Raw genomic sequence first — 23,000 nt, 5'->3', positions numbered from 1 at the left:
TTCATGATAATGATCTAAAAAGGTATCTGTCTTAAAGGTACCTTTTTACCAACTGGAATAAAATTTAACAAAAAGAAATTGAACTAACTGCTTAACAGTGCTTATATATCTAACGAAGAGGACGACCTCTTTATTCAAATTTCAAGCTTTAGGACGACCTAAAATATTAATAAAATGAGGTGTCGAAATGGCTTGGGCTTATCTAATTTTAGCTGGTATTTTTGAAATTGTATGGGCATATTCAATGAAAATGTCCGACGGTTTTACCAAGCTTACGCCTAGCATCATTACGATTGTTTTTATGATTTTAAGCTTCGGTCTATTAGCCGTTGCGATGAAAACACTCCCTTTGGGCACTGCCTATACGATTTGGGTGGGAATTGGCGCTGTCGGTGCATTTCTGATTGGGATTTTCTTCTTACATGAACCCATGGGATTTTTACGCCTTTTAGCAGCAGCATCCATCATATTCGGTGTAGTACTGATGAAAGTGACTACAAACTAATTCTGAATAAGTGAAATGTTTATCCCCCTAATTAAAAGACCATCTGCATAGATGGTCTTTTATACTCAATAATAAGCAAAATTATTTGGTCGCTAGAAATAGTACAGCATTTTGTCTACTATTGTTTTCAGCTGCAGCATAGAATGCCCTATTGGTTTTATTATAGTAGATAATTCCGCTTACGGCCTGACCTGCCATATAACATTGAGAATATCCAAATAATAAATCCAATTTAAAATACGCAGCACCAGGAATGGTTGTTGCCTTACCGGTAAAGGTACAGCCACTTATTCCACGTCCAGAAATCTCACCATTACTCGTGATCGAAACAGTAGCTTTTTCTACACCCTGTACAATTGCCGAAGTACCATTATAAGTACCAACGATATCAGATAGCTTCGCTGAAGATTCGCTCAAGCTTGCATCATATGTAGTATTAAAAGTGACTTGATTCATTCCCGAATAAGCGATCGTTCCATTTAGACTTTTTTTAGTTTCAGCATTGGCCATAATTGAGGTATTAGAACTGGTTGCTCCAGCAAAATAGTAGTCTTTACCATTGGTCGTTTGTGCTACTTTACCTGTCACTTTTAAATCGCCACTCATAAAACCTGAGACTACGTTCTGGTATGGTGGTGTATATAAAAACCAAAATTTATTGTTCTTTTCAATAATTCCAGTAACACTTTGGCCCTGACTCGTCGAACCAGAATAAACACCTTGGATTTCAGCATTATGAGAACCGCCATTACCATTATTATCTTTATCTATTGGTACATAAGTGGAGTCACTACCACCACCGCATCCAGTCAAACTCAACCCTAAAAACCCTATAAATACCAATTTTTTCATGAATTTACCACTTGTTATAAATTAGGGCTTTCTTATAGCAAATTGATCATCCTTTGTCACATATAAAAATAAAAATCTACCGATATATGTGGAATTTAGCTGGTATTTTTCATCTATTGTAAGTAATTAAAAAGCCCACTCTAATGAGTGGGCTTCCCCTTAATTCTTTTGCGCTGAACGAAGGTTATTGTTGTTTAGTTATTATCAAACAACAGGCTAAATATAGATAAAAGTGTGATATGAATCAATAAAATTATGCCCATTTTGATAAAATTTTAAAGCTCAGCTACACAATAGGCCTACAGGTCATACAAATTAGAACGTAGAACAAAGCTTTATTTTTTCTTGCTGAATAACAATTACCATGTCAGGAAGCTTGGTTCTCAAGAGATGACTGATTCATACAGTACTTATATTTCTCTTCTTTGTTTTCAATTCCAACGGTATGAATACACGAACAAAAGTGCAGGACATCGTTATGCTTAATGCGTTCAGGTACATCAACCCCATAGCACTGAGTATCAATCTCACTGAGTCTAGGCGCCATAATCCACTGACCTGAATAAAAGGGATAGCCTAACCCAGCAACTACAATGATGATCAGTATAAAAATCGGAAAGTTGTTTTTAATGTTTTTTAGCATCTTGTTTGATTCGTCGTGGGTTTTTATTAAAATTATATAAATTTCAAATAACTATAAATATAGTTTAAGTTTCTCGCAATCAAAAAACAAAAAATCCTTTTGTGCAAGGATTCGCTCTAATGGTCTTACAGGATTAAGCATTTCTTGGCCTATCTTATTTTCTAGCGGCTTTCCCCTCAAAGGCTGAAGCGTTAATCAATAAGTATTCAAGTTGATTTAGATAAATCCATAGTCAATCGAACTCTATGATCCCAAACAACGTTGATATTTGGGATTGTTAATTCCGAAACTCGACAAAATACAGTCCATAGCACCATTTACAATTTAATTTGTTAAAATGCATATGAGTGAAATTAAGGCATAAATAAATGTTAAAAAAGAGCAATATAGTGTAAAACCAAGTCAAATAATACAAAAGAAAATCACTTATAATTATTTGTTTTATATAAAATTATAAAAAAGTATTTGATATATAAGGTTTTTCAATATTATATGGATGAATTATGGAGTAAAATTACACTCCTACCATACAGTTTCATTGAAATTTCATTAATAAACCTTATATTGGTATATACGTAGCGATCAAATGCCCTATATCTACAGCTTTGATTTATACTTTTTTAATTAGAGGAACGCCTCATGAATAAGTTAATGGTTGCAGTTTTTGCTGGCTTAATGACCCTAACTGGTTTTAGTGCACAAGCTGCAACACCAGAACAAGAATGTAAAAAGTTACAGGATGACTATAACCTGATCTATGCTTCTAAAGGATTCTGTTTCAAAGATGCAGATGCTAAGGCAAAGTTTGGTAATGAAAATTGCCATACCACAAAGCCAAAGTTCTCTGACAAAGAGCAACAACGTCTTGATGAAATCAAAGCACGTCAAAAAGAGCTTAATTGCAAATAAAGAAAGCTCTCTGAAGTATTAAGCTTCCCTATTCACTCTCTTCCAAGAGAGTGAAATTGTCAGTTGTTAAAGAATACGCTCCATTTAAAGGATGAATTATGGCATACGATGACCAAAATATTTTTGCACGAATCCTTCGTGGTGAACTACCTGCAATCAAAATTTATGAAGATGATCAGGTACTCGCATTTATGGATATCATGCCCCAAGCAGATGGTCATGCTTTAGTGATTCCAAAGACGCCTGCTGTTACTTTACTCGATTTACCTGCTGATGCAGCGGCGTATACCATCCAAATCGTGCAGAAGATTGCTCAGGCAATGGAAACAGCTTTAGATGCAAAAGGTATTGTTCTCATGCAGCTTTCAGGTGCAGCGGCTGGACAAACGGTTCCCCATGTACATTTTCATTTGATCCCAAGCTCAGTTCATGAACTTGGTCGTCATGCAGCAAAAATGGGCGATCAAGAGAAAATTCAGGCGCTTGCTGAAAAGATCAAAGCCGCACTTTAAGTCATGCTTTGAACAAAACAACGGAGTACTGACTCCGTTTTTTATTTTTATAATTACATAAAAAATAACAAGAAATATATTTATTACCAAATGTGAATCGTCATCAAACTGTCATTTTTCTTTCACTTCTCTGTCACAAAGTTTACCGATACTGCATACAAGTCAGTGAGCTGTGTAACTTTATGTACACAAGCAAGCTTATAACAGTAACTAAGGCATCAGCCATTTACAAAAAAGTGTTTTGGAGAAATCTCAATGAAAAAATTGCTTCTTGCTGCTACTGTAGCAACTTTAGCCATGAATGCAGCACAAGCAGCACCAACATTGTATGGTAAGCTCAGTGTATCTTTGGATCAAATTGATAAAAATGGTTTTAAAGACGAAAGCGTAACAAAAGTGAACTCTAACGCTTCTCGTATTGGTGTGAAAGGTGAAGAAAAACTGACTGATAAACTTTCTGCAGTTTATTTAGCAGAATGGGGTGTTGCAACTGACGGTACTGGTTCAGACACAGATTGGGGTATGCGTAACCGTTTTGTTGGTATTAAATCAGATGGCATTGGTACTTTAAAAGTAGGTCAATATGATTCATACCTTAAAAATGCCGCAGGTAATAACCAAGACATTTATAACGATCACACTGAACTTGATATGACCAAAGTTCTAGTCGGTGAAGATCGTTTAAGTAACGTAGTTGGCTTTGAAACTGACAAAAAATTATTAGGCGGCTTGGCATTCAACATCATGTTCCAACAAGGTGAAGAATCTTCAGCTATCAAAAATGATGCTAAAGGTCAAAAAGGTAGCCGTGATGGTTTTGGTGATGGTATCTCAACATCTCTTACCTATGAAAACAAAGATATCGGTTTAGCGGCAGCTGTTGCGGGTAACCGTGGTGTAGCATCAACATATAATGCTTATAACAAAGAGCTTGGTGGCAAAATTTACTCTGATGCGGTGCGTGTAACAGGTTCATTAGATTTAACACCAGTTGGTGCTAAGGGCTTGGTATTTGGTGCATTATGGCAAACAGCTAAGCCGACTGATAATACAGTCGTTGTAGGCACTGCACCTGCTGCTGTTTCTTATAAAGGCTTAAAAGAAAATGCATTTGGCGTAACGGCTGCATATGTAATTCCTGAAACACCAATCAAGTTAAAAGCAGAATATATCTCTGCTAAAACTGAAGTTGATGGCCGTGAAGATCGTAAAAATGACCTATATGGCGTAGGCGCAGACTACAACATTAACAAGCAAGCTCGCTTCTATGGGGTTGTTGCTCAGCAAAAAATCGATTGGCAAAAAGATGATAACAAGAAAACTGTTATCGGTTTAGGTATGGAATACAACTTCTAATTTGAAGTTATATCCAAACTTATAGAAAAAGGGCAATCTGCCCTTTTTTTTATTTTTATAAAAAAAAGATATTTTTCAAAAAAAGTTTTTAATAATTTTACGGAAATTCTGAATCACAGGATCTTGGGTTCGGCCCCGTCTGAAAATAAGAGAAAAAGGTGCTGCATAGCCAAAAGTTGCGGGTAATAAGACCTTTAAACGCTGTTGCTCTAGCCAATAGTGTGCAAAGTGTTCGGGTAAATAACCGATATATTGCCCCGATAAAATAAGAATCAATTGTGCTTCCATTGAGTCAACTGTGGCAAACGAATGCTTAAAGCCCTGCTTTGCCAATTCAGTGTGACTCCAATAACCACGACTCACCATTTTTTCACGTCGAATTTTTTCTGCGGTTAAACCTTGCTGCTGATACAAAGGATGGGTATTACTGCAAAACAACCATTGTTGCTCTTTATGTAAGGGCTGATACATGACCCCATTCATTTTTAGAAAAAAACAACCAATCGCCACATCAAAACGGTTTTCCAAAACCCCGGTTTGTAGCTCATAAGGGGATTGTACTTGCAACTTGATATAAATATTCGGATTTTGCTCTGAAAACTGCTGAATAATTTGATCTAAAGGAATATTTTGATCTGTCACCATAGAATCCAGCATGCCGATTTTAATGGTTCCAGTTAGTTCACCTTTGATCTGTGCTGTATGTCTGGAAAAGTTATCCAGTTCATTCAATATACGCTTGGCTTCTTGAAAGAACATTTCTCCTTTTTGCGTTAAAGAAAAACCTCCACGTCCACGTTCACATAGCTTAAAACCAACCAGTTGCTCAAGTTGTGTCATATACGTACTAATGGCTGAAGTAGAAAGATTCAGCTCTTGCTGAGCATTAGCAAACCCCTGACTTCTTACAACACTGACAAAAATTCGAACCAACTTGATATCCATATGCGTCATGACTTCCATCTCATATATCGCTCTGCATTATTCGATCTTAAAGCATTCTTATAAGACTTAGTTTAGAAAAATCACAACTAAGTTTTTTAAAAATAGGATTTAACCCTGTTCAATGTTGGTCAATAAATAGAAAAAAGGAGAAACAAATGAACAAGACGTTAAATCAACCGCTCGGTGGAAATGAAATGCCACGCTTTGGTGGTATTGCCTCTATGTTACGACTACCAGTTGTGGATAATGACGCAGGTCTGGCAGAACTCGATGCCGCTTTTGTTGGGATTCCTTTAGATATTGGTACCTCCCTACGCTCTGGGACACGTTTCGGCCCTCGGCAAATCCGTGCTGAATCCGTCATGATTCGTCCATATAACATGGCAACAGGTGCAGCACCGTTTGACTCACTCAATGTGGCTGATATTGGTGATGTCCCGATCAATACCTTTAATTTGACAGAAGCGGTGCGCATTATTGAAGAGCATTATGACCGCATACTGGCACATCCCATTATTCCACTCACTATCGGCGGGGATCATACGCTGACCCTGCCTATCCTACGTGCAATCCATAAAAAACATGGTCCTGTAGGTTTGGTTCATATCGATGCACATGCTGACGTCAACGACGAAATGTTTGGTGAAAAAGTTGCACATGGCACCACTTTTCGACGTGCTGCCGAAGAAGGTCTACTTGATTGTCAACGTGTCGTTCAAATCGGTTTGCGCGCCCAAGGCTATAGTGCAGATGATTTTAACTGGAGTCGCCGTCAAGGCTTCCGTGTCGTTCAAGCAGAAGAATGCTGGCATAAATCACTTGCACCCTTAATGCAGGAAGTGAGAGCGCAAGTCGGTGGTGGGCCTGTATATTTATCTTTTGATATTGATGGGATTGACCCAGCGTGGGCACCAGGTACAGGAACACCTGAAATTGGTGGTTTGACCACGATTCAAGCGATGGAGATTATTCGTGGCTGTCAGGGATTAGATCTGATCGGATGTGATCTGGTTGAAGTTTCTCCGCCTTACGACACTACCGGTAACACCTCATTACTGGGTGCAAATTTGCTCTATGAAATGTTATGCGTGCTTCCCGGAGTGAAAATACGTAAATAATTCCCCGCTATAAAACAAGAAAAAACATGGATTTGAATAGGTCGATACGGAATGAAAAAAGATCAATCAAAACGGGCTGCGGCAGCAGCCTTCGTTGGTACAACTATTGAGTTTTATGACTTCTATGTTTATGCAACAGCTGCCGCCTTGGTTCTCGGCTTGGTATTTTTTCCTGAAACTGATCCTGTAACTGGCACATTAGCAGCTTTTGCAACCTTTGCTGTCGGTTTTATTGCCAGACCAATTGCTGCCGTTATTTTCGGACATTTAGGCGATAAATTAGGCCGCAAAAAAATGCTGCTGTTTACCATGCTACTGATGGGACTGGCGACTACAGGCATTGGCTTGATACCCAGTTATGATCATATCGGAATTTGGGCACCTGTTCTGCTGATTGGACTGCGCTTTTTGCAAGGCTTATCTGTCGGTGGTGAATGGGGCGGTGCCGTGTTAATGGCCAGCGAACATGCCCCTGCCCATAAAAAAACCTTTTTTGCTTCTTTTGCGCAAATGGGTAGTCCAGCAGGTTTGATTCTGTGTCTTTTAGTCTTTAAAGGCATTACGTCTTTGGATGAACAAGCCTTACTGAGCTGGGGCTGGCGAGTGCCTTTTTTACTCAGTTTTGTATTTATGCTGATCGGCCTTGCCATTCGCTTAGGCGTTGAAGAATCCCCAGAGTTCAAACAGATGCAAGCCAAGCAAGAAATAGCCAAATACCCTGTCAAAGAATTACTTAAAAACTATTGGCCGCAAGTGGTCTTTGCGGGTCTCGCCATCACCATTGGCACTGCGGGTTTCTTTTTTACCAATACTTTTATGATTAGCTATGTCACGCAGTATATGGGGATCAGCCGACCAACGATATTAGATGCATTGTTCTGGGTCACCCTATTTGAATTTTTAGCCATGCCTATTGCTGCTTGGTATGCCAGTAAAATTGGAGCACATCGCTTTTTATTCTGGGCAGCAATCCTCTGCATCATCATTCCTTATCCCATGTTTATGTTGGTCAGCACTAAAAATATCTATTTCATCGTGTTAGGTATCACCTTGGCTGTACTTGCCTTGTCATCTTTATATGCTGTGGTCGCAGGTTTTATGGCTGAAGCGTTTCCTGCACATGTCCGCTATTCAGGGATTTCCATTTCCTATCAAATGATTGCGGCAATCACCAGTGGCACTACACCCATCATTGGAACTTTGTTGGCTCAACATTATGCAGGCCAATGGCTCCCTTTAGCTTTTCTGTTTAGTTTCCTATCACTGTTATCTCTGATTGGAATTTCTGGCATTACCCGATTAAGACAACAACAGCTCAGCCACCAATACGAAAGCAACCAAGTCCCGAACAAGCTGCTGAATGGATAACTAACAAAAAGAACCTAGGGTTATTCATGAATGAATATGGAGAGTCGCTCATCATGCATAGAGATCGTTCTAAACAGATTACAACAATTGAAAGTTATGGTATCGAAGAAATCCCTGCGCATGCTCGGACAGCAACGCCATTTGATTTATTTCGCCTCAGTTTTGGCGGCGCCAATACGTTTTCCACCTGTGTCTTAGGCAGCTTCCCGATTGTATTTGGTCTGTCTTTTCAGGCTGGATTCTGGGCAATCTTATGCGGTGTCTTATTGGGTGGATGTATTTTAGCACCGATGGGCATTTTTGGCGCTCGAACTGGAACCAATAATGCCGTTGCTTCGGCTGCCCATTTTGGTGTCCATGGTAGAATTGTTGGTTCATTTTTATCCTTACTGACAGCCATTGCCTTCTTTTCCCTCTCCGTTTGGAGTTCTGGTGATGCCCTGATTGGTGCAACCGAGCGACTGTTTGCAAGCTCATATCAAAGTAATTGGCTGTATGGACTGGTGTATTGTGGATTTGCCTTACTGGTACTGATTATTTGTATCTATGGCTTTCGTTTTATGCTGCTGGTCAATCGCATTGCAGTGATCGCTTCCAGCCTATTATTCTTTTTAGGGATGTTCGCTTTTTCCACACAATTTGATTCAAGCTATGCAGGACAACTTCAATTGGGGCAGACTGGCTTTTGGGCAGCGTTCATGGGCGCAGCATTAATTGCATTCAGCAATCCCGTTTCCTTTGGTACATTCTTAGGTGGTTGGTCACGTTATATTCCAAAAGAAACTGCATCCCACAAGATTATGGCGGCAGTTTTTGTTTCACAACTCGCAACTTTAATTCCTTTTCTCTTTGGTCTCATGACAGCCAGTATTGTTGCCAATAGTGTTCCAACCTTTATGCAACAGAATAATTATATTGGTGGGCTAATCCAGATTGCACCTGCTTGGTATTTTATTCCGCTATGTTTAATTGCACTGATTGGTGGGCTGTCTACTGGAACTACAGCCTTGTACGGTACAGGTTTGGATTTGTCGAGTCTTTTTCCAAAGTCACTCACACGTGTTAAAGCCACTATCTGGGTCGGCCTACTGTCTATCCTATTTATTTTTATAGGCCGTTTTGCAGCCAACTTAACTCAAAGCGTCATGACGTTTGCCACCCTAATTGTGGTATGCACCAGCCCATGGATCATCATTATGATTATCGGGTTTATCACACGTAAAGGTTACTATAAAAATGATGATTTACAGGTATTTGCAAATGGTCTAAAAGGTGGTGCTTATTGGTTTCACCATGGCTGGAATTGGCGTGGCATCATCGCATGGATTCCAAGTGCCGTTATCGGCTTATGTTTCGTGCATTTACCTGATCAGTTTATTGGTATTTGGGGGCATTTATTCAATGGGCTCGATCTAAGTTTACCCATCAGTATCTTTCTTGCAGCACTACTGTATAGTTCACTGCTCAAGCTATTCCCTGAACCAAGCATCGTTTACAGAGCAGCACCGACCGCTGAAAAGTTAAAGCTAAAATGTAGTACATCATTCATTTCAGAGTAGCGATCGATACTTAGTCTAAAAAAAAGCCTGCTCAAATGAACAGGTTTTTTTGCATAAAAATATTTTACTTTTTAAGGAAGCCACTCACCAAATTCAAGACTTGCTGAATATCTTGATTGGCTTCTTGCGGATTGGTGCTGCTGCCTTGAGGTGTTAAAGAATCAATGACTTGGGGTAAAACAGAGGCAATTGCGCCATAAATGGCCTGTTTTGGTGCCTGAGTTTGTTGTGCAACCTGTTCAACATCCTGATCATCAAACAAACTTTGAATATTTTGTGCTGGAACATCTGCTGCATTTTGTTGTTGCGGATCAACCCAACTTTGTACTTGATTGGATAAACCCGCACTTTTCAGTTTATCTAATGCGCCTTGCAAACCACCTTGTTTTTGAATCCAAGCCAAAACCAAAGGTAATACTGCAATCAATAAGGTTTGTGCAGTATTGCCACCCGTAGCATTGCTTTGGGTTGAGCTATTTGCCCCACCCAATTGTCCCAATACAGAGCCTAATATCCCACCTAAACCACCTTGTTGGCCTTGAGTATTTTGCTGTTGTCCACCCAGTTGTCCAAGAACAGAACCTAAAATCCCACCTAAACCACCAGCTTGACCCGATTGCTGCTGACCGCCTAAAGCTTGCTTTGCTAAAATTTCAACAATGTTGGTTAAATCAGTCATGACTTAAACTTTCCTTTGGAATTATTTATGCAAAAAGCATACGCTGCTTTGAAAGCACAAAACAAAGTTAAATTGTTAAATTTTGCAAGAACTTGCAACCTTTCCCAGCCTGATTATTTTACCAGCGGAATTTATCCCAATTCTCAGGATTCGCCCAAAATTTAGAATTAAACCAATCAGGCACATGCTTATAAGTCAAAATATTGAATTGCCATAAAGCAAAATCATTGTCATGCGTCGTTTTATCGATCAATTGAGTAAAACCAAGCGAACGTAGTAACTTTTCATCATCCAACTTGCTAACCACCACAATCCGCTTTGCCATCAGGTCTCTTAACTTCACCAATAGCTGTGCTTTTTGTGTTTCGGTGATGTTTTGCATTTCTTCGGTATCAAATAATACAAAACCTAAATCATAACGCTGCGTAAATGGCAGACTTAAAAAGTCAGTTACGTTAAAATAATGCCATTGAATTGAAGCATTTTGGTCAATCTGCTGACCGATACAAAGTGCAGTATGAATGGGCTGTTCTTGAGATAAATCGTCTAGCATAGAAGTGATGACATTTTGTTCAGCCATAACTGCAACCCTTGATTGAAAAGATGAGAGTTTATTAATGGAACTACAAGGCATTTGTCATAAAATGCATGCAGCGCTCAAAACGCATAGTGTAACTGATCAATCAACAAGCAAGGCAAATGTTGAATATAAATTTATATTAGATCGTTCAGAAACTGACCTTCCCTTTGTTATAGGGCAAGAAATCGAGATTGAATGGACCGGTAATATTTTTTGTACCTCTTGCGGCGCAAAAACACCGAAGTCTTATTCACAAGGTCATTGTTTTAAATGTTTTAAAACTAAAGCTGAATGTGACCTCTGTATCATGAAGCCTGAAACCTGCCATTATCACTTAGGAACGTGTCGTGAAGACCAGTTCGCACATGATGTCTGTTTCCAGCCGCATATTGTATATTTAGCTAACTCAAGTGCCTTGAAAATCGGGATTACTCGTATCGTCAATATGCCAACACGTTGGCTAGACCAAGGTGCAACTCAGGCTTTACCTATTATGAAAGTCGGCTCACGTCGTTTGTCTGGTCATCTGGAAACTTTAATTGGTACACAAATCGCAGATAAAACAGACTGGCGTAAACTGCTCAAAGGTGAAGCTGAGCCATTAGATCTGATTGAAAAACGCGATCAGATTCTGGAAGAATTTGCGCCGAAAATTCAAAGCATCCGTGAAGAATTCAATCAGAACCTTGAATTTAACGAAAGCTTGGAATTCTTGGAAGACGAAACGCCACGTGAATTTATCTATCCAGTTGAGCATTATCCTGAAAAGATTAAATCGCTGAATTTGGATAAAACACCAAAAATTCGTGGTGTGTTGCAAGGAATCAAAGGTCAGTATTTATTAATGGATATTGGTGTGATCAATATCCGTAAATATACAGGTTATGAACTAATCCTTCGTGCCTGAATGATATGCATAAAAAAGGTGGCTTAATCGCCACCTTTTTTATTTAACCCATTTTTAAGCAATTCAGAATCGCCTGTACTGGATCTTCAGTATTTCCTGAAATCAGCTGCTTATGCATGCTTAAATGCTGCATCATTTGAATATGTGCCGTTTCGTGATCCATTAAACGTTCAATTTCAGTGGCTAAATGCTGTGGTGTTGCATCGGCTTGAATCAGTTCCTCAATCACTTTCTTACCCGCAATAATATTCGGTAAGGAGTAATACGGGATTTTAACCATGAATTTCGCAATCAGATAGGTCAACCAATTTAATTTATAGAACGTTACCATTGGGCGATGTAGTAACATCGCTTCCAGTGTCGCAGTACCCGATGCCAATGCCACAATATCACTGGCATTCATGACTGTACGACCAATTTTAGATTCCGCATCACTATTTTCTAAAACATGAATTTTTGCTTTTAAACTGACATCCAAGTGTTGAATACCCTGTTCAATCTGATGTTTACGTGCATCATTAATTGCTGGGATTAAGAACTCCAGATCAGGATGTTTACGGTGCAAGATTTCTGCAGCGCCAGTCAATAAGGGCAATAATCGCTCAATCTCACCACGACGGCTACCTGGTAGTAATGCGATATGGGTTTTGTTTGCAGACAGACCCAATTGATGTTTGGCCTCAGTAATTGGATTTTTTAAAGGCAGTTGCTTGGCCAATGGATGCCCGACAAACGCAGCTGCAACGTCATAGTTCTCATAAAAGGTTTTTTCAAATGGAAATAAACACAGAACCAAGTCAATACTGCGTTTAATCCCATGGACACGACCTTGACGCCAAGCCCATACTGATGGACTGACATATTGTACGGTCTTAATCGGTAACTGTTTTTCTTTAATAGTTTTTGAGAGGCGTAAATTAAAATCTGGCGCATCAATACCAATAAAAATATCAACGGGATGCTCAGTCCAGCGTTCAACCAGACCATCACGTACTGCAAATAGCTTCTTTAAATCTTTAAGAACTTCAACAATTCCCATCACTGATAGAATTTCCATCGGATAATAACTATGAAATCCTTCTGCAATCATTTGTGGACCGCCAATTCCCTCAAATTCGGCCTCGATACCTTGTTCGCGAAAACTGCGCATGAGTTTCACTCCTAGAGTATCTCCAGAAACTTCTCCCACTACGATACCAATCTTTAGTTTTTGCTTTGACAAGATCCACACCCCACAGAAATGTTTAAATGATTCTAACAGAATGATTTTACATCGAATCAGGCCAAACAATGCAATTTGTTCTTGATTGGTGAATATCATTTCATCTAATACATCATTAATTATTAAAAATATTATCTAGATTTACGATGGTTGAATAATTGATTGTGAGTTATTGAAGCCTTAACATAAACAAGAATCATTTTCATATGTGATTTATTTTCCTGTTCTCCCAGTTCAAGACCCTTTATGGCTAAATCTGCTTCTATTCCGCTTGTCTATCGACTGAGCATTTTCTATCGCTTTGTATTGACCTTTGTCATGGGCTACTTGTCGATGATGTACTTATGTCTGGCGCTTACATCCTTATTTATTTATGTTTTAAACAAAGCAGAAGCGATTTATCTTGCAGCCTTTATTTCAATTTTCTTTTACTTGTTTTTTATTATCCTGAGTTTTTGTGTGCATTCTTTACTAAAACTCAGCTTAACCAGCCTGATTGTTACAGGCACATTGTTTGGCTTATCTGTAGGTTTGAATTAAAAATGCAAAATAAAGGTGTTCGCCAATCAATGGCATGGTTACATGCTTGGACAGGTTTGATTTTTGGCTGGCTTTTATTTGCCATATTCTTGATGGGTACAAGTTCCTACTACCGCCATCAACTTAATTTATGGATGCAACCACAGTTAGCTCAATATCAAATCAATCAAGAGATTGCGATTCGTACCGCAACCGATTATTTAAACAAAAATGCAGCAGATGCCAAATCATGGTATCTCAAAATTGCCAATCATGAAGAACCTGTCAACCGAGTGTATTGGCAACAAGTCAGTGGCAGTTATGAAAGTAGAAGTTTAGATGCCAATACCGGACAAGCGCTTAAACTCTCAGCGACTCAAGGTGGTGATTTCTTTTATAACTTCCATTTTCAGCTCTATGGTGTTCCCATCATGGTTGGACGGCTGATCGCCTGTCTCGCTGCATTCATTATGTTGGTCGCTTTGATCTCTGGCATCATTACTCATAAGAAAATATTTACCGACTTTTTTACCCTGCGAACCTTTAAATCACAGCGCTCCTGGCTAGACTTTCACAATGTTTCTTCTGTTTTAGCACTGCCCTTTTTTCTAACCATTACCTTTACGGGTTTGGCGATTTTTTTCTATCTATACTTGCCTTGGGGCATGCAAAAGCTCTATCCAGAAAATTCTTTTCAATATTTCACTGAGATTCGAACAACTGAAAAAAATACTGTACACCAAACAGAACCTCAAAAAGCCGAGATGTTACCCATTGGCACGCTATTAGAAAAAGTAAAACAACAATGGGGAGATCAAGCCTTAGCATCCATTGAGGTGAAAAATCCAAATACAGATCAGGCAATCATTACATTTAAACAGTTAGAAGATCGTTCAATTAGCTTAAATCAGGCACAAATCACCTTTGATGGACAGGGCAAAATCTTAGGCAACACCCGCAATGAAAGCGCGGTTGCGACGCTGAATGCAGGTGTTTACGGCTTGCATATGGCAACTTTTGCACAGCCAATATTACGCTTTGCTTTGTTCTGCTCAGGTATTTTAGGTTGTTTGATGATTGCCTCAGGACTATTGCTCTGGAGCCTAAAGCGCCAAATTCAAAATAAATCCAATCAATTCCATTTTGGCTATTATTTGGTGGATCGTCTAAATGTAGCTGCTTTTGTCGGTCTTCCAACGGCAATGCTAAGCTATCTATTTGCCAATCGATTGGTACATATCACTGATACCACGCCAAACTATGAAATTTATACTTTTTTCAGCGTATGGGGACTGAGTTTTATTATCGCTTTATTGACTAAAAAGCAATATTTATGGAAATCACAAATCGCCGTCTTTGGACTCATTGCCGTAGCACTCCCACTCTATAACGCGCTGTACCTCATTCAGCATCAATTGATTCACGATTTGCACAGCTATTGGCTATTCTTGCGAGTTGATTTGTTCTTGTTGGTCTGTGCCCTATTTGCGGTGTTTATTTTTAGAAATATTCAACCGATTCAAGAAAAATCCGTTCAGAAAATCAAAAGTAAGTTAACTAAGCCACAAGAGGTTAAAGCATGATTCTGTTGAGCCTTGTATTGATCTTCATCGGGATGCTGCTGCTCTATAAATGTAGTTCTAAACAAATTAACAAAGCAAAACAGCAACTTTTCATACGTTATCGAACTATCTTGAGAATTGCGGCTTACCTCTGCTTTTTATGTGCGGGTAGCCTGCTTTGTTTAGAATATGGCAGTTCCATTGGCTTTATCAGTTGGTGGATCTTCGCTACACCAGTGACCTTTTTATTGGTGTTATCCGTGAATGAGCTTAAACCCACTAAAAAACTAAAATAATCTTGATTCAACAGCTATCCTCAACTTCTGCCAAGGATAGCTTCGTGACTTAAAAATTAATGCCCATGATAACTATGGTCTTCCTGAGAAGTAGCTTTGTCTTTGTCATCACAACATTTCATCTTTTTCTCACAGCACTCTTTTTTATTGGTGATCTCTTGTTCTTTGCAGCAATCAGTTGCAGCAAAGGCAGATACACTTATGACTGTTAAAAGAGTTGAAAGTAATACAGTTTTAATATTAAACATGATCATGTCCTTTAAATAAAAATAAGAAATTTACATTTATAAAAACAGGACATGATTTGGAGGCCGATAAGGCAGGCTGTAAACACCTAAACTGAGCTGATCCGTATAAGCTGAATTTGCCATTGTAATTGATTGTAGGCTTCGCTCAATGCAAGAAGACCTTTGCTCAAATGTAGCACCTAAGCAACACAGACTCTTTTGACAATGTGATGTATCGATTTTGCCACTGCTTTCCAAGTGATCATGCTTACTCATCATGGCTACACCACAATCAGATATGACAGCATGATTTGAAATCACTTGCTCTACAGGTTGAGCTGCTTCATTCATAGAGATCGCCATTGCAAAACTATTGCTTATAAAACATAGTGCAATCAGCAATGAAATGAGGCTTCGAATAAAAACAGACATAGGGCAAAATGATCAAATATACCATCCGTGTATGGGTTCAAAATAAATCAATCACCGTTGATAAAGCAAGCGGTTCTCAATCCCCGTAATCAAATAAAGCCAAAATTTAACTTTCTTTAGCTTTTTTTTGCATAAGTAAATCACTATTCATCACAACGGGTTATCTAAAAAAAGCATAAGATATGCTGATTTTTGCATAATTAGGCATATTGTCGATGTTTGGTCCTATAGAATTTATTATGGCTGGGGTATTGGTTGGCTTCTGTGTAGGTATTACAGGTGTCGGCGGTGGTTCATTAATGACTCCAATCCTGATTAGCCTGTTTAAGATCGAACCACATATTGCTATTGGTACTGATTTACTTTACGCCTCTATTTCTAAATTCTGCGGTTCAGTTGTTCATGCTAAAAAACTGAACATTGTTTGGCCCATTGTCTTATGGCTTGCGCTTGGTAGTATCCCTGCATCTTTTGCAACTGCTTGGGTGCTTGAACATTACCTAAGTCAATCTACCCATTATAAAGCTGTTTTGACCATGGTCTTGGGCTTTATGCTGACCTTGACGGGTATTTCAATTGTATTTCGTGCGCAAATTGAAAAGTTCTTTGACCGTTTCCGTAACCGCGAACAAGCCAATATGGAAAGCGAACAGCATGCATTGCAGCATAAGCGTCATTACATTGTGATTATGGGCATTGTATTAGGCATCTTTGTGACCTTGTCTTCTGTGGGTGCTGGTGCTTTCGGTATCATGGCCTTAGTACTTATGTTCCCCAATCTTCCTATGATCCGTATCATTGGTTCAGACGTCGTACATGCGGTATTGCTGACGGCAGTTGCCGGTCTAAGCCATATGTCTTCGGGTAATGTCGACTTTACCCTATTGATGTGGTTACTCGTTGGCTCAATTCCAGCAATTATTGTGGGTACGCTTATTAGCTCACGTATGCCAGAAAGACTGATTCGAAAAATTTTAGGCATCACTTTATTTGCACTCGGTGTCAACTTTATGCTCAATCCTATCAAGGCTAAACCAAAGCCAGTTGAAACGCAGCATGCCGTGGTCATTCAGCAAACAAAGCATGTAACTACAACAGTTTAAGCATTAAAATGCTGATTATTTCTGCATAATTTATAATTATCGCTAGTTAACCGATCGGCATTTCATGCTATATTCGCAGACAAAATAACCTTTTCTTCCGATTGAATTTGTGACAGCAATGAATACTCTACAGCCAAATACAGTTTCTCAGCCCGATATCGACGACGTTAATATTAAAAGCATTCAAACCTTGATTACTCCAGCTGAGCTGAAAGCAGACCTGCCTTTATCAAAAGCTGCGTCTCAAACTGTATTACAAGGACGTGCAACTGTACGTAATATTTTAGATGGCAACGACAAGCGCCTGTTTGTGGTGATTGGTCCTTGTTCGATTCACGATCCTAAAGCTGCTCATGAATATGCTGATCGCCTCAAGGTTCTTAGTGAAAAAGTAAAAGATACCTTATATCTGGTAATGCGTGTTTATTTTGAAAAGCCACGGACTACAGTTGGTTGGAAAGGTTTAATCAACGATCCAGACATGAATGACTCTTTCAATATTGAAAAAGGCTTACATATTGGTCGTGGTTTATTGATTGATTTGAATGAAAAAGGTTTGCCATGTGCAACTGAAGCACTGGATCCAAACTCACCACAATACTATCAAGACTTGATTTCATGGTCTGCAATTGGCGCACGTACCACTGAAAGCCAGACCCACCGTGAAATGTCTTCAGGTTTATCTTCACCTGTTGGCTTCAAAAATGGTACCGATGGCGGCTTAACAGTTGCAACCAATGCCATGCAATCAGTAAAGCATGGTCATAGCTTCTTAGGTCTAAATGAAGACGGTCAAGTTGCGATTATCAATACCAAAGGTAACCCATACGCGCACGTGGTATTACGTGGTGGTAATGGTAAACCAAACTATGATGCAACTTCCGTTGCAGAAGCTGAAGCCGCTTTGGCAAAAGCCAAAGTCAGCAATAAGATCATGATTGATACGAGTCATGCCAACTCAAACAAAGACCCGTACTTACAGCCTTTAGTTTTGAAAAACATCACGGAACAAATACTTGATGGCAACAAATCAATCGTTGGCATCATGGTTGAGAGTCACTTAAAAGGCGGCCGTCAGGATATTCCTGCGAACCTGAGTGATCTTGAATATGGTAAATCCGTAACGGATGGCTGTATTGATTGGGAAACCACAGAAAAAGCATTACTCGAAATGCATGAAGCCTTGAAAGACGTCTTACCAACACGTTAATTCAATCTTTCAAAAAACAGGCTCTTATGAGCCTGTTTTTTATTTATCGATTCGATTAACTCGTACAAACGCATAATACAGCTTATAGCTTTTTGCTCAATGTTGACTGTAGTTTTGATATGATTCATACACTTAATAATAAGAGAAAGTTTTAATTCTTGCTAAACAATCACTATCAGAAGCCCGAATAATCCAATCATGACGATTTACTGTTTTTGATAAGTTGATCTGCCTAAAAATATTAAGTTTAGCAGTCTGAATACCTTAATTTTACTTTGATCTAGCAGTCATTTTTTGATTATACTGCTGCCACATTTCTCCTACGACGTAGCGCTGATATGAAGTCCAGTTTTCGTCAACATTTGCTTAAGTGGCGTGCCAGTCTCGGCGCGGTTACTTTGCTGTGTTTGCTCTGGCATATCTTCTTACCAACGATGGTTCATACAGGCGTCGTACCTGCACTTTATGCAATGCCGAGTCATTGCCAGGTCACTGAAATTCAAAATGCACCGTTGATGTCTCAGACGCATTCAGGTCATCATCAACACAGCATGCATGACATGCATCAAGGACAGCAGCTACAGCATGCTAAACATGCTCAGCTCAGTGAATATGCACAACAGGTGTATGCACTGGCTAGCCAAATCATGAAGCATTGTCCTCTCTGCTCCCATGGTCTAGATGCTGCTGCAATCGTCCCGCTCATTGCATTCATTATTATATTTCTACTGGCTTGGTTCAGTCGCGTTCGCTGCCTGTGCCATACGTGGACAGAAGATCTGCACATCGCCCGTATCTTCTATATTTTCCCAATCAAACAAGCCCCGCCACTCGCTTTATAAAACGCAAATTTTACTTCGTACCCCGTAAATAACGGTGGTGCGTTCTCGTTTATTGCTTTTTATTGAGTTCAAAATGAATACTCCATTCCGTTTGTCTGTACTTGCGGCTGCGTGCCTGTCTGTTGGCTATAGCTCTGTTGTTTTTGCAGAAACTGTACCTTCTGATGCAACCAAAACCTTAACCACGATTGTAGTCACCGCAAGTCGTGAAGGTGAATCGATTAATAATACCCCTGCTGCGATCAGTAAAATTAGCAACAAGGACATTGAAGATAAACATGCAACCTTTATTGGACAAATCATTAATCAAACACCAGGTGTGTTGATGAATGATTTGGGCAATGAACAGCATATGATGTCGATTCGCCAACCGATGACCACAGCTGCTGTTTATCAATATTTAGAAGATGGGATTTCAATTCGTCCCGTGGGTGTGTTTAACCACAATGCCTTATATGAAGTGAATTTGGCAGGTATTGATAGTATCGAAATTTTAAGGGGCCCTGCCAGTAGCCTATATGGAAGTAATGCGATTGGTGGAACCATTAATTTCCTGACCAAAGCACCAAGTTCAACACCAACGGCCGATCTAGGCATCAGTGCCAGTTCTGAGGGATATCGCCGTGTCGATATGGGTGCTTCAAATACCTTTGACAGCGAATTTGGTGAACATGGTTTAAGGTTCTCAGCCTATGCCAGTGACCGTGGTGATAGCTGGCAAGACCATGCTGAAAGCAATAAACAAAGCATAACGCTCAGACACGATTGGCGCATCTCTGATGCCACACAAATCAAAAATATTGTCAGTTATAATCATTTAAAAGCAGATATGACCGGTAGCTTAAATCTGGAGGATTATCGTAAACGCCCAGGATATAGCTACCAAACATTTACCTATCGTGAAGTCGATGCCACCCGGCTTTCTTCTCAAATTAGCCACCAGTGGAATGATCAGCAACAAAGCCAAGTCACTTTATATTATCGTGATAATACCACCGAGCAAAATCCAAGTTATAACATTCGTACCGATATCCAAAATGGCAAACCGACAGGCACTTATAGTGGGCAAACTACCTATAATGCCTTTCAGTCTTATGGTTTAAATGCTCAACACGCGATTAGTTTTGATCAAGTCAAACTGATTGTGGGTGCAATGGCTGAACACTCTCCCAACCAAGCCAAAACCAATGATATTCAAGTTTTCCGTGATCCGAACACTTTGGTCTATACCGGTTATCAACAACGCCAACGCCTACGAGATTTTAATGTTGACGTGAATAATCAGGCCGTCTATGCGCAAGCCAATTGGCAAGTTTTACCGACTTTAAATTTAGTCGGTGGTGCACGTTATGACTGGATTGGTTATGACTATGAAAATAAATTAACGCCTTCAAAAATTACAGGTGCGCCAGATGAAAAGCGCAATTTCCACAAAGCCAGCCCTCAAGTCGGTTTTGTCTGGAACATGACGCCAGCAATTGACCTGTATAGCAATTGGTCACAGGGCTTTGTCCCACCCGAAGTCAGCAGTTTATATGGTGCGAATCTGGTCACGCCAGACCTAAAGGAAGCCACATTTGAGAATATTGATGCGGGTTTACGCTTCAAATTATTGGATGATCGCTTAGATGGTGAAATCACTGTATATCGTTTAGTAGGTGAAGATGAAGTGATGAGCTATACCAAGCCAGACAATACCCGTGAGCCACGCAATACAGGTAAGACTTTACATCAAGGCATTGAAATTGGGGGAACTTGGAAGCTCAGTGAACTTTATGATCAGCGCTTAAAACTCTCAGGCAGTGTTGCCAGACATGAATATAAGCAGTTTCAACCTTCCAGCGTTTTAGATTACAGCGGCAACAACATGCCAAGTGCACCTAAAACATTTGGTACGCTTGAATACCAGATCAAGCCAATACCTGAACTATTACTTTCTGCGGAAGCCGTTTATGTCGGCTCTTACTGGATTAATGATGCCAACACGGAAAAGTATGATGGCCATACTTTGCTGAATCTACGGGCCAACTACCGTAAAAATGCCTATGAAATCTATGGGCAAATCCTGAATGCCACAGATCAGCATTATGCGGAAAGTACTTCGTTCAGCAATAATCAGGCCAGCTATACACCTGCTGCGCCTCGAACCTTTTTATTAGGCTTAAGCTACCACTTTGGGAAATAAGCCATGAATGCCAGACTACTGAAAAAACTACTGTCATTACACCGTAATTTTGGGATGGTGTTCGGTATTCTCGTTTTGCTTTGGTCTTTAACAGGTGTGTTGCATCCAATCATGAGTGCAACACAACTTCAACCTGTAAAACGAATGCCCCCATCTCAACAATTGGATTTAACACATGCATTAGCGGCAACGGATGTTTTAAAACAACATCAGATAGCACAATTTTCAGCACTACAGGTGATTGAATTAAAGCCTCAGCATTTTGCTTATCGCGTCTTACAACCCAATCAAAATATTGCTGAATATTATGATAGTCAGACAGGTCAATTGCTGATTGATGCAGAACAACAAGATGCCCAACGTTTAGCACTTTGGTATACAGGCTTATCGCGACAGGACATTGTATCCAGCCAAATCATCACCACATTCAGTGATGATTATCCGAGTGTCAATCGTTTACTGCCTGTTTGGCGTGTTGATTTTCAAAATGGTTTACGTGCCTATGTTGATCCTTCACAAGCCCGATTGGCCACACTCTCCAATGATCAAAAGATGTGGATGGCAAAAATCTTCCGCTTAGGTCATACCTGGACATGGGGTGATCAAGCTTGGACAGGTCAGACTATTCTCATGCAGCTGGCTTTGATTGGCATACTGTGCATGACTTTTATGGGCATTGGCTTATTTTTTAAAATTCACAATCGACGCAATCACCGCTTAGGGCATAAGCCAACTCGTTTTCTGCACCGCTATTTAGGCATCAGTCTAAGCGTGTTTATTCTGCTTTGGGTGATGAGTGGTTTCTATCATCTTTGGCAGAAAAAACCTGATATTAAAAACATTCAACCTGTTTTTCATACTACTGATTTAACTACTCAAGCATGGCAGCAGGTCACGACACACCCCATTCAACGGCTGGATCTTGTTCCAACATCCTTTAGCGAAACACATAGCCATGCAGCATGGATGATTCAAGCCATTGGACAAGCGCCACTACAAGGAAGCATGACAGCAGCAACGAAGGAGCACAATCATCACCCTAGCAAAACAGCGGCACCTAACATTCAATTTGTTGATGCCAATAATACTAAGGCACTTGATATTCTTGAACAAAGCAAACTATTGGCTGCAAGCTATTTAGGATTACAGCCTGAGCAAGTGCAACACGCTTCATGGGTGACCAGCTTTGGAGGAGAATATGGTTTTATCAACAAACGCCTACCCGTGATCAAGGTTGAGACGCAGTTAGAGAATCAACTCAGACTGTATATTGAGCCTAGCAGTGGCGTAATTGCAGCACAAGTTACCCAACAAGATGCTTTAGAAGGATTTAGCTTTGCTTATTTGCACAAATGGACATGGTTGCCAATAGATAAAACGCTTCGAGATATCATTCTGGGTACGATTGCCGGGTTAGTTGCTTTGCTCGCCATACTTGGTTTCTTGGTTCAACTACGTAAGCGCTAACA

24 protein-coding genes are annotated in these 23,000 nt (G+C 39.8%); 16 read left to right on the top strand and 8 right to left on the bottom strand.

Going from position 1 to position 23,000, the window contains the following annotated elements; translation table 11 throughout:
* Positions 1–187: 187 nt before the first annotated feature.
* A complete protein-coding gene (locus Aba26S_RS02245) occupies positions 188–505 on the top strand; it encodes a multidrug efflux SMR transporter (RefSeq protein ID WP_005270556.1) in 318 nt (105 codons plus the stop codon).
* A gap of 81 nt (positions 506–586) precedes the next feature.
* Here the strand turns inward: Aba26S_RS02245 and Aba26S_RS02240 are convergent, their stop codons facing one another.
* Positions 587–1,357 carry a hypothetical protein gene (locus Aba26S_RS02240; RefSeq protein WP_043969933.1) on the bottom strand — a complete coding sequence of 257 codons (771 nt, stop codon included), beginning with the start codon at positions 1,355–1,357 and terminating at the stop codon, positions 587–589.
* A gap of 367 nt (positions 1,358–1,724) precedes the next feature.
* Positions 1,725–2,000 carry a hypothetical protein gene (locus tag Aba26S_RS02235; RefSeq protein WP_005241445.1) on the bottom strand — a complete coding sequence of 92 codons (276 nt, stop codon included), beginning with the start codon at positions 1,998–2,000 and terminating at the stop codon, positions 1,725–1,727.
* A gap of 639 nt (positions 2,001–2,639) precedes the next feature.
* Here Aba26S_RS02235 and Aba26S_RS02230 point away from each other — a divergent pair.
* The 3 genes from Aba26S_RS02230 (at position 2,640) to Aba26S_RS02220 (ending at position 4,777) form a co-directional block, all read left to right on the top strand.
* On the top strand, positions 2,640–2,909 hold the full coding sequence (locus tag Aba26S_RS02230; protein WP_005241443.1) for a YARHG domain-containing protein: 270 nt from the start codon (positions 2,640–2,642) through the stop codon (positions 2,907–2,909).
* Positions 2,910–3,007: 98 nt separating this feature from the next.
* Positions 3,008–3,421, top strand: coding sequence for an HIT family protein (locus Aba26S_RS02225; protein ID WP_005241441.1), 414 nt, complete (start codon positions 3,008–3,010; stop codon positions 3,419–3,421).
* 255 nt (positions 3,422–3,676) lie between these two features.
* Positions 3,677–4,777 carry a porin gene (locus tag Aba26S_RS02220; protein WP_005241439.1) on the top strand — a complete coding sequence of 367 codons (1,101 nt, stop codon included), beginning with the start codon at positions 3,677–3,679 and terminating at the stop codon, positions 4,775–4,777.
* Positions 4,778–4,852: 75 nt separating this feature from the next.
* Here Aba26S_RS02220 and Aba26S_RS02215 read toward each other — a convergent pair whose 3' ends face one another.
* Positions 4,853–5,731, bottom strand: a complete 879-nt coding sequence (locus Aba26S_RS02215; protein WP_043969932.1) for a LysR family transcriptional regulator — start codon at positions 5,729–5,731, stop codon at positions 4,853–4,855.
* A gap of 146 nt (positions 5,732–5,877) precedes the next feature.
* Between Aba26S_RS02215 and speB the strand changes: the two genes are divergently transcribed.
* From speB to Aba26S_RS02200, 3 genes are read left to right on the top strand one after another with little or no spacing between them, the layout of a single operon-like run.
* Entirely contained in the window at positions 5,878–6,840 is a 963-nt protein-coding gene (speB, locus tag Aba26S_RS02210) for an agmatinase (protein WP_005241436.1), read from the top strand.
* A 51-nt stretch (positions 6,841–6,891) separates the two neighbouring features.
* Positions 6,892–8,208, top strand: a complete 1,317-nt coding sequence (locus Aba26S_RS02205; protein WP_043969931.1) for an MFS transporter — start codon at positions 6,892–6,894, stop codon at positions 8,206–8,208.
* A gap of 26 nt (positions 8,209–8,234) precedes the next feature.
* Positions 8,235–9,767: a cytosine permease gene (locus Aba26S_RS02200; RefSeq protein ID WP_370538951.1), complete on the top strand. Its 1,533-nt coding sequence runs from the start codon at positions 8,235–8,237 to the stop codon at positions 9,765–9,767.
* A gap of 64 nt (positions 9,768–9,831) precedes the next feature.
* Here the strand turns inward: Aba26S_RS02200 and Aba26S_RS02195 are convergent, their stop codons facing one another.
* On the bottom strand, positions 9,832–10,446 hold the full coding sequence (locus Aba26S_RS02195) for a YidB family protein (RefSeq protein WP_043969929.1): 615 nt from the start codon (positions 10,444–10,446) through the stop codon (positions 9,832–9,834).
* A gap of 118 nt (positions 10,447–10,564) precedes the next feature.
* On the bottom strand, positions 10,565–11,026 hold the full coding sequence (locus Aba26S_RS02190; protein ID WP_005241424.1) for a DUF6231 family protein: 462 nt from the start codon (positions 11,024–11,026) through the stop codon (positions 10,565–10,567).
* 37 nt (positions 11,027–11,063) lie between these two features.
* On the opposite strand from Aba26S_RS02190, the gene Aba26S_RS02185 reads away from it, so the two are divergent.
* A complete protein-coding gene (locus Aba26S_RS02185) occupies positions 11,064–11,933 on the top strand; it encodes a DUF2797 domain-containing protein (RefSeq protein WP_043969928.1) in 870 nt (289 codons plus the stop codon).
* Between the two features lie 43 nt (positions 11,934–11,976).
* Here Aba26S_RS02185 and lpxB read toward each other — a convergent pair whose 3' ends face one another.
* Complete coding sequence (lpxB, locus tag Aba26S_RS02180) at positions 11,977–13,155, bottom strand: lipid-A-disaccharide synthase (RefSeq protein ID WP_168926876.1); 1,179 nt, start codon at positions 13,153–13,155, stop codon at positions 11,977–11,979.
* 246 nt (positions 13,156–13,401) lie between these two features.
* On the opposite strand from lpxB, the gene Aba26S_RS02175 reads away from it, so the two are divergent.
* The 3 genes from Aba26S_RS02175 to Aba26S_RS02165 are packed head-to-tail and all read left to right on the top strand — an operon-like array spanning position 13,402 to position 15,532.
* Entirely contained in the window at positions 13,402–13,695 is a 294-nt protein-coding gene (locus Aba26S_RS02175) for a hypothetical protein (protein ID WP_043969926.1), read from the top strand.
* A gap of 2 nt (positions 13,696–13,697) precedes the next feature.
* Positions 13,698–15,257, top strand: coding sequence for a PepSY domain-containing protein (locus Aba26S_RS02170; protein WP_043969925.1), 1,560 nt, complete (start codon positions 13,698–13,700; stop codon positions 15,255–15,257).
* Positions 15,254–15,532: a hypothetical protein gene (locus Aba26S_RS02165; protein ID WP_043969924.1), complete on the top strand. Its 279-nt coding sequence runs from the start codon at positions 15,254–15,256 to the stop codon at positions 15,530–15,532. The genes Aba26S_RS02170 and Aba26S_RS02165 overlap by 4 nt, the downstream gene beginning before the upstream one ends.
* 56 nt (positions 15,533–15,588) lie before the next feature.
* Here Aba26S_RS02165 and Aba26S_RS02160 read toward each other — a convergent pair whose 3' ends face one another.
* Positions 15,589–15,780: a hypothetical protein gene (locus Aba26S_RS02160; protein ID WP_043969923.1), complete on the bottom strand. Its 192-nt coding sequence runs from the start codon at positions 15,778–15,780 to the stop codon at positions 15,589–15,591.
* A 36-nt stretch (positions 15,781–15,816) separates the two neighbouring features.
* A complete protein-coding gene (locus Aba26S_RS02155) occupies positions 15,817–16,191 on the bottom strand; it encodes a hypothetical protein (RefSeq protein ID WP_043969922.1) in 375 nt (124 codons plus the stop codon).
* A 215-nt stretch (positions 16,192–16,406) separates the two neighbouring features.
* Between Aba26S_RS02155 and Aba26S_RS02150 the strand changes: the two genes are divergently transcribed.
* From Aba26S_RS02150 to Aba26S_RS02130, 5 genes are all read left to right on the top strand, one after another.
* A complete protein-coding gene (locus tag Aba26S_RS02150; RefSeq protein WP_005241407.1) occupies positions 16,407–17,294 on the top strand; it encodes a sulfite exporter TauE/SafE family protein in 888 nt (295 codons plus the stop codon).
* Between the two features lie 118 nt (positions 17,295–17,412).
* Positions 17,413–18,504 (top strand): 3-deoxy-7-phosphoheptulonate synthase, encoded by a 1,092-nt coding sequence (locus Aba26S_RS02145; protein WP_005241405.1) that lies wholly within the window; start codon positions 17,413–17,415, stop codon positions 18,502–18,504.
* 338 nt (positions 18,505–18,842) lie between these two features.
* On the top strand, positions 18,843–19,346 hold the full coding sequence (locus tag Aba26S_RS02140) for a hypothetical protein (protein ID WP_043969921.1): 504 nt from the start codon (positions 18,843–18,845) through the stop codon (positions 19,344–19,346).
* Between the two features lie 73 nt (positions 19,347–19,419).
* On the top strand, positions 19,420–21,531 hold the full coding sequence (locus tag Aba26S_RS02135) for a TonB-dependent receptor (RefSeq protein WP_043969920.1): 2,112 nt from the start codon (positions 19,420–19,422) through the stop codon (positions 21,529–21,531).
* A gap of 3 nt (positions 21,532–21,534) precedes the next feature.
* On the top strand, positions 21,535–22,998 hold the full coding sequence (locus Aba26S_RS02130) for a PepSY domain-containing protein (RefSeq protein ID WP_043969919.1): 1,464 nt from the start codon (positions 21,535–21,537) through the stop codon (positions 22,996–22,998).
* The last annotated feature ends 2 nt before the right edge of the window (positions 22,999–23,000 follow it).

The sequence above is a fragment of the Acinetobacter sp. NBRC 110496 genome, from assembly GCF_000876115.1.
Taxonomy (GTDB): Bacteria; Pseudomonadota; Gammaproteobacteria; order Pseudomonadales; family Moraxellaceae; genus Acinetobacter.
The sequence above is the reverse complement of the archived record's forward strand: the minus strand, read 5'-3'. Positions and strand labels throughout refer to the sequence as shown.

Bases quoted from the DNA above. Each gene is read 5' to 3' on its own strand.
- Aba26S_RS02245 (WP_005270556.1), top strand. From the start codon at position 188: ATGGCTTGGGCTTATCTAATTTTAGCTGGTATTTTTGAAATTGTATGG.
- Aba26S_RS02240 (WP_043969933.1), bottom strand. From the start codon at position 1,357: ATGAAAAAATTGGTATTTATAGGGTTTTTAGGGTTGAGTTTGACTGGA.
- Aba26S_RS02235 (WP_005241445.1), bottom strand. From the start codon at position 2,000: ATGCTAAAAAACATTAAAAACAACTTTCCGATTTTTATACTGATCATC.
- Aba26S_RS02230 (WP_005241443.1), top strand. From the start codon at position 2,640: ATGAATAAGTTAATGGTTGCAGTTTTTGCTGGCTTAATGACCCTAACT.
- Aba26S_RS02225 (WP_005241441.1), top strand. From the start codon at position 3,008: ATGGCATACGATGACCAAAATATTTTTGCACGAATCCTTCGTGGTGAA.
- Aba26S_RS02220 (WP_005241439.1), top strand. From the start codon at position 3,677: ATGAAAAAATTGCTTCTTGCTGCTACTGTAGCAACTTTAGCCATGAAT.
- Aba26S_RS02215 (WP_043969932.1), bottom strand. From the start codon at position 5,731: ATGACGCATATGGATATCAAGTTGGTTCGAATTTTTGTCAGTGTTGTA.
- speB (WP_005241436.1), top strand. From the start codon at position 5,878: ATGAACAAGACGTTAAATCAACCGCTCGGTGGAAATGAAATGCCACGC.
- Aba26S_RS02205 (WP_043969931.1), top strand. From the start codon at position 6,892: ATGAAAAAAGATCAATCAAAACGGGCTGCGGCAGCAGCCTTCGTTGGT.
- Aba26S_RS02200 (WP_370538951.1), top strand. From the start codon at position 8,235: ATGAATGAATATGGAGAGTCGCTCATCATGCATAGAGATCGTTCTAAA.
- Aba26S_RS02195 (WP_043969929.1), bottom strand. From the start codon at position 10,446: ATGACTGATTTAACCAACATTGTTGAAATTTTAGCAAAGCAAGCTTTA.
- Aba26S_RS02190 (WP_005241424.1), bottom strand. From the start codon at position 11,026: ATGGCTGAACAAAATGTCATCACTTCTATGCTAGACGATTTATCTCAA.
- Aba26S_RS02185 (WP_043969928.1), top strand. From the start codon at position 11,064: ATGGAACTACAAGGCATTTGTCATAAAATGCATGCAGCGCTCAAAACG.
- Aba26S_RS02175 (WP_043969926.1), top strand. From the start codon at position 13,402: ATGGCTAAATCTGCTTCTATTCCGCTTGTCTATCGACTGAGCATTTTC.
- Aba26S_RS02170 (WP_043969925.1), top strand. From the start codon at position 13,698: ATGCAAAATAAAGGTGTTCGCCAATCAATGGCATGGTTACATGCTTGG.
- Aba26S_RS02165 (WP_043969924.1), top strand. From the start codon at position 15,254: ATGATTCTGTTGAGCCTTGTATTGATCTTCATCGGGATGCTGCTGCTC.
- Aba26S_RS02160 (WP_043969923.1), bottom strand. From the start codon at position 15,780: ATGTTTAATATTAAAACTGTATTACTTTCAACTCTTTTAACAGTCATA.
- Aba26S_RS02155 (WP_043969922.1), bottom strand. From the start codon at position 16,191: ATGTCTGTTTTTATTCGAAGCCTCATTTCATTGCTGATTGCACTATGT.
- Aba26S_RS02150 (WP_005241407.1), top strand. From the start codon at position 16,407: ATGTTTGGTCCTATAGAATTTATTATGGCTGGGGTATTGGTTGGCTTC.
- Aba26S_RS02145 (WP_005241405.1), top strand. From the start codon at position 17,413: ATGAATACTCTACAGCCAAATACAGTTTCTCAGCCCGATATCGACGAC.
- Aba26S_RS02140 (WP_043969921.1), top strand. From the start codon at position 18,843: ATGAAGTCCAGTTTTCGTCAACATTTGCTTAAGTGGCGTGCCAGTCTC.
- Aba26S_RS02135 (WP_043969920.1), top strand. From the start codon at position 19,420: ATGAATACTCCATTCCGTTTGTCTGTACTTGCGGCTGCGTGCCTGTCT.
- Aba26S_RS02130 (WP_043969919.1), top strand. From the start codon at position 21,535: ATGAATGCCAGACTACTGAAAAAACTACTGTCATTACACCGTAATTTT.